15 protein-coding genes are annotated in these 16,230 nt (G+C 56.6%); 11 read left to right on the top strand and 4 right to left on the bottom strand.

All coding sequences use genetic code 11. From position 1 onward, the window contains the following. Positions 1-55: 55 nt before the first annotated feature. The 3 genes from ACVKSX_RS08730 to ACVKSX_RS08720 all read left to right on the top strand — a co-directional run bounded on the left by ACVKSX_RS08730 (position 56) and on the right by ACVKSX_RS08720 (position 3,704). Entirely contained in the window at positions 56-2,659 is a 2,604-nt protein-coding gene (locus ACVKSX_RS08730) for a bifunctional diguanylate cyclase/phosphodiesterase (RefSeq protein ID WP_354438533.1), read from the top strand. A 272-nt stretch (positions 2,660-2,931) separates the two neighbouring features. Beyond that, positions 2,932-3,228 carry an I78 family peptidase inhibitor gene (locus ACVKSX_RS08725; protein WP_052272152.1) on the top strand — a complete coding sequence of 99 codons (297 nt, stop codon included), beginning with the start codon at positions 2,932-2,934 and terminating at the stop codon, positions 3,226-3,228. Positions 3,229-3,383: 155 nt separating this feature from the next. After that, a complete protein-coding gene (locus tag ACVKSX_RS08720; protein WP_010255244.1) occupies positions 3,384-3,704 on the top strand; it encodes a hypothetical protein in 321 nt (106 codons plus the stop codon). A 9-nt stretch (positions 3,705-3,713) separates the two neighbouring features. Here the strand turns inward: ACVKSX_RS08720 and ACVKSX_RS08715 are convergent, their stop codons facing one another. Beyond that, positions 3,714-3,965, bottom strand: coding sequence for a biofilm development regulator YmgB/AriR family protein (locus ACVKSX_RS08715; protein ID WP_010255246.1), 252 nt, complete (start codon positions 3,963-3,965; stop codon positions 3,714-3,716). 434 nt (positions 3,966-4,399) lie between these two features. On the opposite strand from ACVKSX_RS08715, the gene ACVKSX_RS08710 reads away from it, so the two are divergent. After that, positions 4,400-5,674 carry a multidrug efflux MFS transporter gene (locus tag ACVKSX_RS08710; RefSeq protein ID WP_354438532.1) on the top strand — a complete coding sequence of 425 codons (1,275 nt, stop codon included), beginning with the start codon at positions 4,400-4,402 and terminating at the stop codon, positions 5,672-5,674. Here ACVKSX_RS08710 and ACVKSX_RS08705 read toward each other — a convergent pair. Beyond that, positions 5,556-8,693, bottom strand: coding sequence for a beta-galactosidase (locus ACVKSX_RS08705; RefSeq protein ID WP_354438531.1), 3,138 nt, complete (start codon positions 8,691-8,693; stop codon positions 5,556-5,558). The two genes, ACVKSX_RS08710 and ACVKSX_RS08705, sit on opposite strands and share 119 nt — an antisense overlap. A gap of 601 nt (positions 8,694-9,294) precedes the next feature. Here ACVKSX_RS08705 and iraP point away from each other — a divergent pair. The 3 genes from iraP (at position 9,295) to ACVKSX_RS08690 (ending at position 11,696) form a co-directional block, all read left to right on the top strand. Continuing rightward, complete coding sequence (gene iraP, locus ACVKSX_RS08700) at positions 9,295-9,546, top strand: anti-adapter protein IraP (RefSeq protein WP_010255252.1); 252 nt, start codon at positions 9,295-9,297, stop codon at positions 9,544-9,546. A gap of 115 nt (positions 9,547-9,661) precedes the next feature. Further along, entirely contained in the window at positions 9,662-9,964 is a 303-nt protein-coding gene (locus ACVKSX_RS08695; protein ID WP_010255256.1) for a PsiF family protein, read from the top strand. A 205-nt stretch (positions 9,965-10,169) separates the two neighbouring features. Continuing rightward, a complete protein-coding gene (locus ACVKSX_RS08690; RefSeq protein ID WP_010255260.1) occupies positions 10,170-11,696 on the top strand; it encodes an FAD-dependent oxidoreductase in 1,527 nt (508 codons plus the stop codon). A 67-nt stretch (positions 11,697-11,763) separates the two neighbouring features. Here ACVKSX_RS08690 and proC read toward each other — a convergent pair whose 3' ends face one another. Beyond that, entirely contained in the window at positions 11,764-12,576 is an 813-nt protein-coding gene (proC, locus tag ACVKSX_RS08685) for a pyrroline-5-carboxylate reductase (protein WP_010255263.1), read from the bottom strand. Positions 12,577-12,744: 168 nt separating this feature from the next. Between proC and ACVKSX_RS08680 the strand changes: the two genes are divergently transcribed. Continuing rightward, positions 12,745-13,194 (top strand): YaiI/YqxD family protein, encoded by a 450-nt coding sequence (locus tag ACVKSX_RS08680; RefSeq protein ID WP_010255266.1) that lies wholly within the window; start codon positions 12,745-12,747, stop codon positions 13,192-13,194. Between the two features lie 2 nt (positions 13,195-13,196). Here the strand turns inward: ACVKSX_RS08680 and ACVKSX_RS08675 are convergent, their stop codons facing one another. Continuing rightward, positions 13,197-13,913: a DUF2076 domain-containing protein gene (locus tag ACVKSX_RS08675; protein ID WP_010671175.1), complete on the bottom strand. Its 717-nt coding sequence runs from the start codon at positions 13,911-13,913 to the stop codon at positions 13,197-13,199. Positions 13,914-14,228: 315 nt separating this feature from the next. On the opposite strand from ACVKSX_RS08675, the gene aroL reads away from it, so the two are divergent. The 3 genes from aroL (at position 14,229) to ACVKSX_RS08660 (ending at position 16,158) form a co-directional block, all read left to right on the top strand. Beyond that, positions 14,229-14,753, top strand: coding sequence for a shikimate kinase AroL (aroL, locus tag ACVKSX_RS08670; protein ID WP_010255270.1), 525 nt, complete (start codon positions 14,229-14,231; stop codon positions 14,751-14,753). 111 nt (positions 14,754-14,864) lie between these two features. Continuing rightward, positions 14,865-15,056 carry a YaiA family protein gene (locus ACVKSX_RS08665; protein WP_010255272.1) on the top strand — a complete coding sequence of 64 codons (192 nt, stop codon included), beginning with the start codon at positions 14,865-14,867 and terminating at the stop codon, positions 15,054-15,056. Positions 15,057-15,405: 349 nt separating this feature from the next. Then, complete coding sequence (locus ACVKSX_RS08660; RefSeq protein ID WP_010255274.1) at positions 15,406-16,158, top strand: IclR family transcriptional regulator; 753 nt, start codon at positions 15,406-15,408, stop codon at positions 16,156-16,158. Positions 16,159-16,230: the final 72 nt, after the last annotated feature.

Genomic DNA, 16,230 nt, shown 5'->3' with positions numbered 1-16,230 from the left:
ATGTTGTATTGCAGGCCCGTCATCTCAAACTCTGACTGTGTAGTGAGCACTCTTAATGACTTCTAACCCTCCGGCGCCACCCTCGCCTCCATTCAGTCATGCCGCTGAAGACCGCACTGTCCGCTTTACGCGGCGCAGCCTGCGCACGCTTTCGCTGCTGCTGTTTGGCGTGCTGGTGCTCTCGATGCTGATGGTGCTGACAATTGCGCAGCGGCAAAACAGCGTATCGGTTGAGCATGACCAGTTGCTGATGCAGCAGGCGTGGAAAAATCGTCAGGAGGCGATGGTCACGGATATCCGGGACTATGCGTTCTGGGGCGAAGCCTGGCGCAATCTCCATGTCAGGGTCAACAAAGTCTGGGCTTATGACGAAGAGAACTTTGGTCCGGGCCTCTACGAAGAGTATCACTATGAGGGCGTATTCGTGGTCGACGGCAACGGTCACACCACGTACAGCGTCATTAATGGGCAGCTGGTGGATACGCCGCTGGAAGCCTGGCTGGGAAAAGAGACCCCAGCGCTAATTGCGGCGGCACGTCAGCGCAACGACGCGGCGATAACCCGTGATGCACTGATTAATCATCTGCCCGCCATTGTGGTTGCCGCCCCCATCGGCAGCGGCAAACTGACGAATATGCCGCCGATGGCGGGGCCAGCGTCAGTCATGGTGTTTGTGAATCTTTTCACCCCTGCCAAATTACAGGCGCTGGGCGCCACGCTGGATGTGCGCGAACTGCGCCTGCCCGTCAGTGCAGGGGATGCCCTGCGTGAACCGCGGATGGTGCAACCGTTACCCGGCGGCGATCTGATTGTGCTGCGCTGGACGCCAAAGATGCCTGGCATGGGCCTGGTCTGGTTTCTGTTGCCACTGCTGATGCTCATGGCGATCATCATAGGCATAATCACCCATCGCGTCAGCCGCCATGCGCTCTCTAATGCGATTCTTTCTGACCGGCGCTTTGCCCTGCTGGCGATCAGTCAGCAGGAGCTGGCCAACAGCGAAGCGCGGTTTCGCGATCTCGCTGAGGCAGCGTCAGACTGGATCTGGGAAACGGACGAAGAGGGTCGCCTCATCTACCTGTCAGCGCGCTTTCAAACCGTGACCGGCCACGATATTACACACTGGCTGGGCCGTCACATCGATCACCTCCTGACGCATCCCAGCCATTCGCTGGTCGCCTGGCTGCAGCGTCAGGAGGAGGAGGGGCAACAGATGCCACTGCGCTGTCAGTTTATGTCGGCGCACGGCAACCGCCGTATCGGCCAGCTGGTCGCGAAAACAATCTGGCATGAGGCGCGACGTATCGGGTTTCGCGGCACGGTATCGGACATCACTCAGAGCATGGAAGCCGAGGCGCGCATTCATTTTTTGTCGCGTCACGACGTCTTAACCGGCCTGTCGAACCGCGTACAGCTGCAGGAGTTTCTGACGCTACACCTAGAGCTGCCTGATGGCGCTGCGCCGCTGACGCTGATTACCCTCGATCTCGATCAGTTCAGGCCGATTAATGAAACCTGGGGCCATGCGGCGGGCGATGAGGTGCTGAGCCAGATAGCGCAGCGTCTGAAGCGCTGTATCGGCCCGCAGGAGCTGGTGGCGCGGCTGAGTGGCGATGAGTTTGTGCTGGTATTGCGTGAAACGAACCGTGAGCGGGTCGATCAGCGTTGCGCACAGCTGGTGCACGAGGTTCAGCAGCCCATCAGCACCGGCCAGCATGTTCACTATCTCACCGTCAGCATGGGGATTGCGTGTGTACCGCAGGATGCCAGCCATCCGGAAGCGCTGCTGCAAATGGCGGATATCGCGCTGAATGAAGCGCGCGAAGCGGGACGCAATCAGTGGGTCTGGTATGCCAATGAGATGGCCAGTCAGCGTGAGGATAAGCGTGAAATGGCGCGGCGGATTGAGAAAGCGCTGAAGAACAATGAATTTCGCCTGCACTACCAGCCCCGCTATCAACTGCTGACGGGTCAGCTGGCAGGTGCTGAGGCGCTGATTCGCTGGCAGATTGCGCCGGATGAGTGGATTACCCCCGATCACTTTATTCCGCTGGCGGAAGAGAGCGGTCTCATCGCCACCATCAGCGACTGGGTGTTGATGCGCGCGTGTGAGGATGCGCTGGGATGGGGGGGCGATCGCTATGTTTCGGTTAATATTTCGCCCATGGAGTTCCGCACCAGCGATTTAGTGCAGCGGGTTGCGGATGTGCTGGCGAAAAGTGGCCTGCCGGCTACGCGGCTGGAGCTGGAGATCACGGAGAACGTGACCTTTGAACATCCGCAGCATGCGCTGGAGGTGATGCAGGGTTTACGGTCACTCGGGGTAAGGTTAACCGTTGATGATTTCGGCACCGGCTATGCGGCCCTGGGCTACCTGAAGACCTTCCCGTTTAATGGGCTGAAGATCGATCGCTCCTGGATGAAAGATTTCCCGGAGTCGCAGCAGGCACAATCGGTGGTCGCGGGGATTATTGCGCTGGCACGCGCCTTTGCCCTGACAATTACGGCTGAAGGGATTGAGACAGAAGCGCAGCTGAATCAGCTTAAACAGCTTTCGTGCGAAGAGGGGCAAGGCTACTTCCTCGGTCGACCGATGCCGCTGGCTGCATTCAGTACGCTTCTGGAAAGAACCGCGCAGAACCAGGCTGAACCCGTTTAACGGACTTTGACCGCCACGGCGGTCATCAGCATTGCGCAGACGACAAAAATAATCAGTTCCATCATGACCTCCACAGGACTAAGACTATTCTTAATATTGTAGTTTCCTGGAGTGCTTTTTTTAGGCAATGAGTGCGATTAATCTTAAAAAATGATCGGTGCCGCGACCCGTTTAATGCTGCTGTAACAACTTTACTTTTTAGGGGTTCAGGTCAGCAGGTGCGCTTTGCTACTCTTGGGGCAGGGTTTTACACGTCCAACAGGAGAATAAACGTGAAATTTTATGGAAAAGGGCTGCTGGTAGTGGGGCTGTTTGCATTAACCGCCTGTCAATCTGCCTCTAAGCCCGATACCGCCAGTGTGGCGCAGGATCCGGAAGCTGACCGCTGTGGTGCCTCTCAGTATCAGAATTATGTCGGTAAACCGTTAACCGCGCTGCAGGGTCAGCACTTCGAACAGAAGGTCCGCGCCATTCCCTATAATTCTGCCGTCACCATGGACTTCAACCTTAATCGGCTGAACTTCCTGGCTGACAAAAATGGCAATATCAGCTCAGTTTATTGTGGTTAACGGCAAAGATGTCATAGGTTTGTCATAACGGCAGGCGAGGATAGCAGCGCGTTTAAGAAACTTCCTCGTCACACAATAGATAGTGCTCGTCTTGTTTATTCCCGCCCCGGCGGGAATTTTTTTAGCGGCTTCGGGCCGTAACAGGAGCAGAGAAGATGAAACGCATAATCGGGGCACTTCTGCCCGCATTGTTACTCAGCAGCACACTGGCGCAGGCTTCCAGTGAAGAGGCCTGGCAAAAGAGCCGTCAGGTGATGGTGCAGGCCTGCATTAACGCCAGTCATCTGAGCAAAGTAAAGGTGCTGGGCGAGGCGATCGAGTATGACGACAACACGGGCTACAGCGCACTGTTGCTGGAAGGACGCTATCCCCAGCCGCAGATGAAAAATAAGCGTGGACGGGAGCTGTGCCTGTTTCAGCGCAGCAGCGGACGGGCCAGTATCAGCGAAGCGGATAAATTGCGTTGGGTGAAGTAGGTGGTGGGTTTACGCCTCCGGCTGCGTGTCGATTAACTGCGCCAGCAGGGTGCGATAACGCTGCAACTGCGTCTCGTCGCCTTCCACTTCCAGTTTATCGATAACCCGTGCAATAAGGGCTTTATTGGTGGCGGGTTCTCCCGCTTCCATTATTTCACGCAGAATCACCGCCAGCAGATCGGACTCAGGCGGTATTCGCCAGTCCGGGCTGTTAAAATAGTCGCTGATAGCACGGCTGGCGCTGTCAGGTTGTACTCTCATTACCCACCTCCGCTAAAACAAGACTCCCTCCCTTACACCTGAGCATAAGGGCGTATAACCATGAAATAAGCTGGTTCGCCTCAGCGTAGCCGGACGGTCTGCACCGTTTTTTGCGGAGGATGTCGCGCCGATTAAAAAGATTGCTATACCGCCGCGGCTGGCGGTTTTTTAAACATAGAAGCGGGGTGAAGAGTTGTCAGTAACAGAATGACATATTTTTCTATATTGACGGGGCGGGTCAGGGAAGATTGCGTCCGGCCAGACCATCGCCCGCGTGCTTCGCGCTAAAAACCCGGCGGGCTGGAAAATTTGCGCCGGTGATTGCGCTGAATCAAAGAGGAATCCGGTCTTTTGCCATTTGTGCCATGTTTTGTCGGTCACGCTGAGAATAGCCGCGTTAGACTGAGCATTCCCTCTCTTTAAAATATCTGCTCATGCCACGCACTATAGAACCCTGGAAGATAAACCTGATCTCGGTCTGGTTTGGCTGCTTTTTTACCGGCCTGGCCATCAGTCAGATCATCCCGTTTCTGCCGCTCTACCTTGAGCAGCTTGGCGTAACCGGTGGCGAATCACTGAGCCTCTGGTCGGGTCTTACCTTCAGTATCACCTTTTTGGTTTCGGCGGCCGTAGCCCCGCTGTGGGGCAGTCTTGCCGATCGTAAAGGCCGTAAGCTGATGCTGCTGCGCGCCGCTTTTGGCATGGGCGTGGTAATTCTGCTACAGGCTTTTGTCACCGAAGCCTGGCAGTTGCTGCTGCTGCGTGCCCTGATGGGGCTGACCTCCGGATATATTCCCAACGCCATGGCGCTGGTGGCCGCTCAGGTGCCGCGTGAACGCAGCGGCTGGGCGCTGAGCTGTGTCTCAACCGGCCAGATTGGCGGGGTGATTCTGGGACCGATGCTGGGCGGGCTGCTGGCAGACTGGGTCGGTTTGCGTACGGTGTTTATTGTCACCGCAGCGCTGCTGATGGTCAGCTTTCTGGTGACGCTGTTCCTGATCAAGGAGACCGGTTACACCCCGGTGAGTAAAAAGGAGAAGCTCAGCGGACGCGAGGTTTTCCGCTCGCTGGATAATCCAAAACTGATGCTCTGCCTCTTTTTCACCACCATGGTGATCCAGATGTGCAACGGATCGGTGAACCCGATCCTGACGCTCTTTGTGCGGGAACTGGCACCCACCGCTGAGAATATCGCTTTTCTTAGCGGGGTCATTGCCGCGCTGCCTGGCGTCTCTGCACTGCTGGCCGCGCCTCGTCTGGGACGACTCGGCGATCGCATCGGCACGCAACGTATCCTGCTGGCAACGATGGTCATCTCGCTGCTGCTGTTTATCGCCATGTCGTTTGTCACCAGCACGACACAGCTGGGGGTATTACGTTTTCTGCTGGGCTTTGCCGATGGCGCGATGATGCCCGCGGTGCAGACGCTGCTGGTGCGTCACTCGCGTGACAACATCACCGGCCGGATCTTCGGCTACAACCAGTCCTTTATGTATCTCGGCAATGTCGCGGGTCCGCTGCTGGGCGCCGCGGTGTCGGCGGTGGCCGGTTTCCGCTGGGTCTTTTTTGCCACCGCCGTGGTCGTGCTGATTAACGTGCTGTTTCTGAAGCGCTTTTACCGGCGTCCGAAGACAGCGCTGCCCGCGTCGGCTGGCAAATCGTCAGTTCAGCCTGCCAGCGCTGCTGAGTCAGTAAAAACTCAGGACTGACGCTGGGGCTCCAGGAGTCATCGCCGCCGACACCCATGTGGCAGGCATCCAGATGCAGCCAGCAGCCCGCTTCCGGACGCAGATGGTGGCGGTGTGATGCCTCCCGCAACTGCTCCAGGCTGAAACGGCTCAGTGAGAAAGCGAAATCGCCGCTGACCTGCCAGCTGCCGCTGTCGAGCTGACGGGTGCCGCAGCGCAGACCGTTCTCACCCGGGAAAACATAAGGCGTTGAGAGCTGATCCAGCGGCAGCTCCCAGCGGGAAAACTGCGCGGCCAGCTGGCGATCGGGATAGTTTTCATGCGGACCCAGGCCGAGCCAGCTCACCTGTTGTGGTATCTGCGTCAGCTCACAGCGTAATCCGATGCGCGCGGGCGGCGGCAATCCACGCGACTGCTCAACGGAAAGCTGCAACTGCAACTCACCCTGCGCATTGATCAGATAACGTTTACGGCTGATAAAGGCGATCTGGCCATGGGCGAGCCAGCTGTGCAGCGTCTCAATCTGCACCGCCTGTGGCAACGCATTCGCCGTCATCGACACCAGCTGGCTGCTCATCTGGTCATAACCCGCTGCTTTCCAGCGCTCGACCCAGGCATTGGGATCAACCCGTTCCGCTTCGCTGGTGCCGATGTCATTGTCCAGCGGGGCGCGAATAAAGCAGTCCTGAAGCGGTGAAAGCAGTGTGGGCTGTTCATCCACAAACCACTGCGTCAGTTCGCCGCTGTGGCGTGAAAAATGCCAGCGTTGCTGCTGATGGGTGATGACAATCTCACGGGTATCATCGTGCAGGCCCGGTGCGTGGCCGCTCTCCGGCTTTGATGGCAGCGCCAGCGATGAGGGCAGCGCCCATTGGTGCCAGGCGACACGCCAGCCAGCGGTGCTCCATTGGGTCGGTTGAATCTGATGAACCGCGACGTTCAGCCAGCATTCGCCCTGTAATGCTGGCGGTGACGGCAGCGTGATCCGCTGCTGGCCCTGTGGAACGATATCCAGCGGCACTTCTCCTTCCGTTACTACACGACCCGCCTGTTCGATGCGCCAGCGCAGCACTTCGTTGTCACTGTGGCGGAACAGATAGTCGCTGCTGACCGTAAAGCTCAGCGGATCGCCGGGATCGACGGCAAACTGCCAGAACTGCTGGGCGCACTGCGCCTCATAAAGCGCCGGATGCGGCGTGCGATCGGCAAATACCAGCCCGTTCATACAGAACTGACGATCGTTGGGTTTATCGCCAAAATCGCCGCCGTAGGCCTGCCAGGGTTCGCCCTGATCGTCATAGCGGGTCAGGCTCTGATCAACCCAGTCCCAGACGAAGCCGCCCTGCAGACGCGGAAACTGGCGGAAGGCCTGCCAGTACTTAGCAAAACCGCCAAAGCTGTTGCCCATGGCATGCGCGTACTCACACAGGATCAGCGGACGCGTCTCACCCGGCAGACCGATCCACTTTTTCAGCGACCATTTCGGCACCGCCGGGAAGGGCTGATCTTCATCAACCCTGGCATACATCGGGCAGATGATATCGGTAGCAGCGGTATCCGCACCGCCGCCTTCATACTGAACCGGACGGGTTGGATCGCTGCTTTTTACCCAGCGGTAGAGCGCATCGTGTGTGGCACCATGTCCTGACTCATTGCCCAGCGACCAGATAATAATGCTGCAGTGATTACGATCGCGCTGCACCATGCGCGTCACGCGTTCGCTATAGGCGGCAAACCAGCGGGGATCATCGGAGAGCCGGTTCATCGGCTGCATGCCGTGGGTTTCGATATTGGCCTCATCCACCACATAAAGCCCATACTGATCGCACAACCGGTACCAGAGCGGATGATTAGGATAGTGTGAACAGCGCACCGCATTAAAATTGTGCTGCTTCATCAGCTCGATGTCGCGGCGCATCGTCGCCTCATCCACCACCTGACCGCGCTCCGGATGATGTTCATGACGGTTGGTGCCGCGGATCAGCAGCGGCTTGCCGTTCAGACAGAGCAGTCCGTTGTCGATGGTGACCTGACGGAAGCCGACATCATAGGCTTCCACCTCGATCAGCTGTTGATTCTCATCCAGCAGCGCCAGCGTGGCGCGATAGAGGTGGGGTGTTTCGGCACTCCACAGCGCAGGCTGTTCCACCGGCAGGCTGAGCAGGGCGCGTTCGGGATAGTGACCCCGCTCGTCAATAATGGCACTGCCCAGCGGCTGCTGACATTGAGCAATCTGCTGGTCACCCTGCCACAGCGTCAGGCGCAGCTGATAGCGCGAGCTGACGTCAGCTGGCAGAGCAACACGGACCCGGGCACGCAATTCGGCACGGTAAAACTCCGGGCTGAGCCGGGTTTCCAGCTGAACATCGGCCAGATGCACCTGCGGTTTATGCAATAACGTGACGTCACGGAAAATACCGCTCATTCGCCACATATCCTGATCTTCCAGATAACTGCCGTCGCTCCAGCGCAGCACCATTACTGCCAGCCGGTTTTTGCCCGGCCGCAGATAAGGCGTCAGGTCGAATTCAGCGGGCAGACGACTGTCCTGAGAGTAGCCAATCCAGTGTCCGTTGCACCACAGGTGAAAGGCCGAGTTTACGCCGTCAAAAATGATGCGTGTCTGCCCATTATCCAGCCAGGCTGCGTCAGTGCTGAATGTGAGCGAGTAACATCCGGTTGGATTCTCTGTGGGTACCAGCGGAGGATTGACCGGAATCGGATACTGCACGTTGGTATAAATGGGGGCATCGAAGCCGTGCATCTGCCAGTTGGCCGGAACCGGAAGGGTCGTAGTGTCCGGCAGATCCTGCAGTAACCAGCTGGCCGGGACCGCTTCAGGCTGCGTAAAATAACGGAAACCCCACTCTCCGTTGAGGCTCTGCAGTGACGCCGAGGGGCTGTCATCCCGCGCGGCTGCTTCATCTCGCCAACTGGCGAATGGCGGGTGCGCATCCAGCCGATGCAGCGAGGTCACGACCGGATTTTCCCAGTCGCGCCGGGAGAGGATGTCACTGAAAGCAGCCTGAGAGAGAGTCATGTTTATATCCTGTAAATGTAATGCGCTCACAATGCGCAAAATTACGCCGCCTGTAAAGTGTTCACCCTCCCGATTTGCACAAATAATTTGTGCTGTAATCCAGCCGGGATGTTGAGATTGTGCCGCCTTAATGGTGGTAAATCGTTAAGCCTGGTCAGCAAAGATGAATAGTCGCCGGATGCGGAAGAATCTCACTTGTCGCCATGCAGGTGGCTCCATACACTCAGCCCGATTTCATCACCCTGAGGTAGATATGGTACGAATCTTTAAGCTGGCTGCCGTTGTGGCATTGGTTACTGCATTAAGCGGATGTATTTTCCCGCCTCCAGTCGACGGTGGCGGTGGCTGGGGCGGACACGGCGGCGGACCAGGCCGCGGATTTGTCGATCCTCGCTAAGCAAAAGACCGATTTCGGGCGGGCGAAACGTTTGACCATAGCGTTGATTGCAGGGAAAACGTTTCGCTCGCAAGGTTAGCCGGAATCGTCTGAGCAGACGGTGAGGAATGCGGGCTAACTCACTGAAAAAAGTAGCGGTTACCCTCTGTTTTTTTAGCCAGCGTGGTGATAATTTCAGCTTTTCTCCACCGCTGAGATAACAGCATGAAAAACCTGATTGCTGAATTGCTGGTAAAGCTGGCTGAAAAAGAGGCGACAGCCAAAGAGCAGATGGCGCAAATCGAAGCGCTGGAGATTGTTGTTACCGCGCTGGTTCGCAAGCTGGAGCCGCAACAACATCTGGCTATAACCACCAGTATTGAGACCGCAATAGACAATGTGGCCGATGCCGGAGATGAAAATGCGCAACTGCTGCGCAATTACATCGAAAAGTTACTCCGCCATCCTCGTCAGTAACAATCCCAGTGCCAGACTGGAATGGGATCTTCACATCACTTTGACCTGAAACATTTTCCGCTTTGCTTATTCGCTGCCAGAATAACAAAGGACAATCCACTGTGGAGATAACAAGATGAAAGTCGGTTTAATGGCGATGATGATGGCGGGCCTGCTGGTCAGTGGACTGGCCGGTGCGGCGGAAAAGACCCCGCAGCAGGAGAAGATGACGATGTGTAACCAGCATGCTAAATCACAGGATCTTAAAGGGGATGCGCGCAAAACCTTTATGAGTGAATGCCTGAAAAAGGATAGCAAGCTGTCGCAGATGTCACCGCAGCAGATGAAAATGAAAAGCTGTAACGGCGAAGCTGGTGATAAAAAACTGGCGGGCGATGCGCGTAAAACCTTTATGAGCCAGTGCCTGAAAAAAAGCTGATTATCCCCACGGCCACGCAGGTGGCCGCTTCTCCTTCCCGCGCAATGCTGATTAAATTCCCTTCTATAACAGCATGTTAACCTTCTGATAAGCATTCATCGCCAGGCTTCCCGGTTCTTTTGCCACACTTACTGTTTGTGGGGATTTGCGCAGCACTCTGTTTTGCCGCGCAGCACAAGACAAGAACCGTTAAAGGAGCCATGTCGTGAACTATCAATTTACCGTCGACCTGAACGATCTGCCCCAGCGCCAGCCGGTTAAAAAAACGCTCGGCGAGGTGGAAGTGTTGCTGATCCGCGAAGGCGACAATGTACGTGCTTATCAGGCGAAATGCCCGCACGCAGGCGCGCCGCTGGAGCAGGGCGCGATTTGCGGCGATCGGCTGGTCTGTCCTTGGCACAAAGCCGCGTTTAATCTGGCCAGTGGAAAAATGTGTGAACCGCTGGCGTTAGCCGATCTCAAACAGTATCCGCTGCGCATTGAAGAGGGCCGGGTGCTGGTGAATCCGAAAGCGATGTCCGCCGCGGCGCCGATTGGCAGTGGGGCAGAAGCACCGGTCTATGTGGTGCTCGGTGGTGGGGCGGCGGGCAGCGCGGCGCTGTGGCGTCTGCGCCATGAAGGCTTCAAAGGCCGCGTGATTCTGGTTGAGCGGGAAGCGGATGCGCCTTACGACCGCACCGCGCTGACCAAATTTGTGCCGTCGGGCAAAATGGATATCAGCGAGGTGCCGCAGCTGCTGAAAGCGGATGTGATGGATCACGTTGAACGACTTCAGGCTACCGTGAGCCGCCTGGATGCCCAGCAGCAACGGCTGATCTTTGAGGATGGCGAGACGCTCGCCTTCGACAAACTGCTGATAGCCAGCGGCGCGACGCCAGTCCGCCCCGATTTGCCGGGCAGCGATCTCGATGGGGTCCATCTGCTGCGCAGCAAAGCGCAGACCGATGAGCTGCTTCAGGCGGTGGATGCCAGCCATAAAATCGTGATTATCGGCAACAGTTTTATCGGCACCGAACTGGCGTCGGCGCTGCGTAATCGTGACATTGACGTGACGATAATCGCCCGACAGGCGTTGCCCTTTGCTAAACAGTTTGGCGATCAGATTGGCCGCTATTTCTATCAGCTGCATGAGCAGAACGGCGTGAAGTGGGTGCAGGGCGAGATCGAAGCCTTACAGGGCGACCAGCGGGTGAGTGGCGTGCAGCTCAAGGGCGGACGGTTGCTGGACGCGACGGTGGTGCTGTTTGCCACCGGGGTTAAACCGGCTACCGACTTTATCCACGATCTCCCGCTGGCAGAGGATGGCAGCCTGCAGGCGGATGAGCAGTTGCGGGTCGCTGACAATATCTGGGTGGCGGGAGATATCGCCACGTATCCGTCGGCGCAGGGGCCGCTGCGCATTGAACACTATCGCGTCGCGCATCAGCAGGGACAAACCGCCGCATGGAATATGCTGGACCAGACCGTCGCGTTTGATCGTGTGCCGTTCTTCTGGACTACGCAGTATGGCACCCGTTATGAGTATCTGGGCCATGCCAAAGAATGGGATTCATTCCAGCTGCTCGGCTCGCTGGAGGATAAAAAGTTTATGGCGTTTTATGGCCAGCAGGGGAGGCTGGCGGCAATCTGCTCATGCGGCATGTATACGCTGACCGCTGAGCTGGTGGAGCGGATGCAGCAGCCGATGACGTTTGCCGACGCGGTGGCGCTCTGTCAGGAACAGATCCGTTAATATCTGTTAAGCTGGAGGCAAGGCGGGCCAGCGTGCGGGGCCGCCTTGCGCAACAACACTCACTCTGTTAGCTGCGGCTCAGTTTCTCTGACTTCGCCATGCACTGCAGCATCGCTTCCATCACCGCCGAGCGCATGCCTTTCTCTTCCAGCACTTTCACCGCTTCGATGGTGGTGCCGCCCGGAGAGCAGACCATATCTTTGAGTTCAGCCGGATGTTTTCCGGTGGTCAGCACCATCTGCGCCGCCCCTTTCACCGCCTGTGCAGCAAACTGATAGGCCTGAGCGCGTGGCATGCCGCCCAGTACGGCCGCATCGGCCATCGCTTCGATAAACATAAACACGTAGGCCGGCGCAGAACCGCTGACGCCGACCACGGAGTGAATCAGATATTCATCCACCACGGCCGCTTTGCCGAAGCTCTCAAAAATCGCTATCACCTCGTCGATTTCCGCCTGCTCAACCAGCACGTTGGGCGTGACCGAGGTCATGCCTTCGCTGACCAGCGAGGGAGTATTCGGCATCGCACGGACAATTTTACGATCGTAACCCAGCACCGATGAGAGCGAATCGAGCGTCACCCCAGCCGCAATCGACACCACCAGCGCCTCTTTTTTCAGGCTGCCTGTCAGCTCTTTTAAGACTTTCAGAATGACATTGGGTTTGACCGCGCCGAACAGGATGTCCACTTCACGCGCCAGCGCTTCAGCGCTCTCTGCTGCGTTGATGCCATACTGCTCTGCCATCGCCTGGTTGGTCTCTGCTTTGCGATCGTAAACGAAGATATCAGACGGGGCGATTTTGCCGCTGTTGACCAGTCCGCCGATAATGGCTTTAGCCATATTTCCCCCGCCGATAAACCCGATTTTCTTTGCCAGCATCGCCATCTCCTTAGGACATTATTCGTTTTTCTCAGTGAGCTAGCTTACTTCAGCCAGCCTGAATAACAAGTCAGCAGGGCGCAGGCTGGAAAGCACGCCGCAAATAAAATTTGCCATTTAAGGGGAACCCGGCAAGATCTTACTCTTCTCTGACTGTAAGGAATCATGATGTTTATCTGGGTCGATGCCGATGCCTGTCCGAATGTAATCAAAGAGGTGCTCTACCGCGCAGCCGACCGCACCGCAACTACCATCACTTTTGTGGCGAACCAGTTTCTGCGTGTGCCGCCCTCACCGTATCTGCGCACCCTGCAGGTGCCTGCCGGATTTGATGTGGCGGACAATGAGATCGTCAGACGTTGTCAGCCAGGCGATCTGGTGATCACCGCCGATATCCCGCTGGCAGCAGAGGTGATTGAGAAGGGTGCGGCGGCGCTGAATCCGCGCGGCGAGCGTTACTCACCGGCGACGATACGTGAACGCCTGACGATGCGGGATTTTATGGATACCCTGCGGTCAAGCGGCGTGCAGACCGGCGGCCCCGCGGCGATGAGTCCGCGAGACCGCCAGCAGTTTGCAAATGAGCTGGATAGCTGGCTCACCCAGCAGAAACGCTGAAGTTAAACGAAGCTATCGTCGTCGTAATCGTTGCCGCCAAAATCATTGAGATCGCTGTTGTCGGCATAATTACTGTCCCAGCCTGTATTCTGGTCGAGGAAGGCGTTGTCGTTACCGCCGTTAAAGGTATCGGCATTGTCATCGCCACCGTTGAAGGTGTTGAGATTGTCATTCACATCGGGCAGGGGTGGCTCATTGATGATATTCACAATCTCTTCCGGCTGTGAATGGTGGAACATGCTGGTCAGCATATCGGCCATCACCACACCGCCCGCCACACCCACAGCTGTCTGCAGTGCGCCGCCGAGGAAACCGGTGCCGCGTGGTGCAGGCGCTTGTGCAGGCGCATATTGCGGCTGAGCCGGTTGCTGTGGCGCACTGTTCCACGGTGACGATTGCTGTTGCTGCTGCACAGGCGGCTGCTGACGCGAACCGCTGCCAAACAGCCCGGACAGAAAGCCGCCGCTGCTCTGTGCAGGTTGCTGCTGCTGTTGCTGGGCCAGCTGGCTTTCCAGCGCCGATACTTTCTCATTGAGTTTTTTCAGCGCCGCTTCCTGAATCAGGATCGCCTGCGCCATGTAGTAAGGCGCGCCCGGCTGCGCCTGCAGATGCTGGTTAATCAGTTGTTCGGCAGCGGCATCGCGTGCCACGGTCTGGCTTTCAGCCTGTTTCAGACGGCTGAACAGCCCTTCGATCAGTTGTTGTTCTTCGCGTTGCATGATGACTCTCCTGTGGCGATTGTTACCAGTATATGTGGGCGCCAGCGTGAAAAGTAAAATCGGGGCAGTAAGCAAATATTGCCGACGCATTTTAGCCGCTCTTTTGCGGAGTTTTTATCGCTCTGTTACGGCCCTGATGCACAAAACGTGCATGCATTTCCCCTTGAAAACACAAAGATTGTCGCTGTTCAGGGGACGAAAATGCGTAAATCGTGCCTGACAGGTAGAGGCCATAATAATTTCCAGTTATTATGCGTCGCATTAATAAGCTCACCATGCAGCCGCATCGCGCGGTCAGGCGGAGGAACGGCCCTGATGTCACTACCCATCTTTTTGATTGGCGCTCGCGGTTGCGGCAAAACCACGGTCGGCGAGGCGTTGTCGCGGGCGCTGGGCTACGCCTTTACGGATACCGATCACCATCTGCAACTCAGCACGCAGCGGAGCGTGACGGAGATTGTGGCGGAGGAAGGCTGGGAAGGTTTCCGCGCCCGTGAAACGGAATCGCTCAAAGCGGTAACGGCACCCGGAACCGTCATTGCCACCGGCGGCGGCATGATTCTGGCTGAAGAGAACTGTCGTTTTATGCAGGAGCAGGGCCAGGTGATCTGGCTTAGCGCGTCCCCCGAGGTGCTGGCAGAGCGGCTGGAAAGTGAACCTGAAGCGGCCCAGCGTCCGACCTTAACCGGCCGTCCGATTGCTGATGAGATGAGTGATGTGCTGCGTGAACGTGCGCATCTCTATCAGGCTGCGGCCCATCATCAGGTAAATGCGATGCAATCGCCCGAGTGCGTGGTAGAGGAAATTCTGCTGTCACTCTCTCTGGCGCGCGCCAGCTAACCCTCAGATTTTTCCCGCTTTGATCCCGCTTCAGACGGCATTGTCTATACTTATCCTATGACAGGCAGCGGCCTGTCCTGTGGAATGTTATTCAGACAAGAGGGACACAGTATGCCGACCAGACCACCGTATCCACGTGAAGCGAAAGTTGTGCCAGTTGAAAAGGGCACTGAAGGTAATAAAGTAACCTCTTACGAATTGCGTGCTGATCATCCCAAACCGAATTCATTAATCAGTGAGCACGAAACGGAAGAAGAAGCGCGTGACGCTAAAGCGCGCTACGAAGACGTTGAAAAAGAGTAAAGCTTCACTGCTGGCAGGGACGCCAGCCTGTTACACCGGATAACTGCTTATTACTGACCCGCCTGACGCTGTGCCTGAACCACGCCTCTTTTTACTCCTACCTGCAGTCGATCGGGTTATTTAAGAAGCGAAATTGACGCAGATTTACTGTCGAATGCTCTCTGCGTATGCTTCTGTTCTGCACTCTCCTTGTCTCACCAGATAAAGCCCCGCTAATCATTTTTATCCCCTTATTTTCTCTGCTGCCGATCTCTGTGTGAGTCAAATTGTCGCTTGACCGATTCAGCGCCACGCTTTATTTTCATCAAACCAACAGAGGAACTTAGTTCCATATAGTGGAACACGTAACATGACCACACTTGAAAATGCTGCCGCCGTACTTCGATTGTTTCAGCACAAAGGTGTGACGCAGGGGCATGTTGGTCTCTCATTCAGTGAGGTGGTTGAGGCGTTAAACCTGCCAAAAAGCACCGTTTCGCGTCTGCTGGCCACCATGGAAAGTCAGGGGCTGCTGGAGCGGAATGCGGATACGCGCGGTTATCACATTGGTCGCGTATTGCTGGCTGCCGCCGGACATTATCTTTCGGCACCGCTGGTTGACAGCGTTTCAGCGGCGATGGTCAGGCTGGCTGCGAAGACCGGCTGCATGGGTTACGTGTCGAAGCTCGACGGGCGGGAAGTATTAGTGATGCGTATGTTTCATGGGCGTCACTTTACGCAGATGGTCACGCCGCCGGGCAGTCGGATGCCGGCTGCCGCGACCTCAACCGGCCGGGCGCTGTTAGCGCAGTTAAGTGATGAAGAGGTGCTGGCGCGCTTCCATGATCAATGGCAGGTCGCATCAGCGAACTCGCCGCAAAGTCCTGAGGCACTCTGTGCCAGACTGGCTGAGATCCGCCAGCAGGGTTGGTCACTGGCCCGAAATGAATCGCTGCCAGGCATCAGCTCGCTGTCAGTTATTGTTCATAACAAACATCATGGCGAAACGGTGGCACTCTGCCTGTCGTTTCCGTCTATGGAGTCTGAACCGGGTTTCCCGTCAGAGCTCCTTGAAGCATTACGCGCAACGGCCACTGAGATGACCGAAAAATATGGCGCGTAACTTCACACCGTTTTTATCGGCGTAGTACTTTCGCCACACCAGGGAAAACAAAGGCCTTCGGGCCTTTTTCTT

The organism is Pantoea sp. PvP021, from assembly GCF_054056055.1.
The sequence above is the reverse complement of the archived record's forward strand: the minus strand, read 5'-3'. Positions and strand labels throughout refer to the sequence as shown.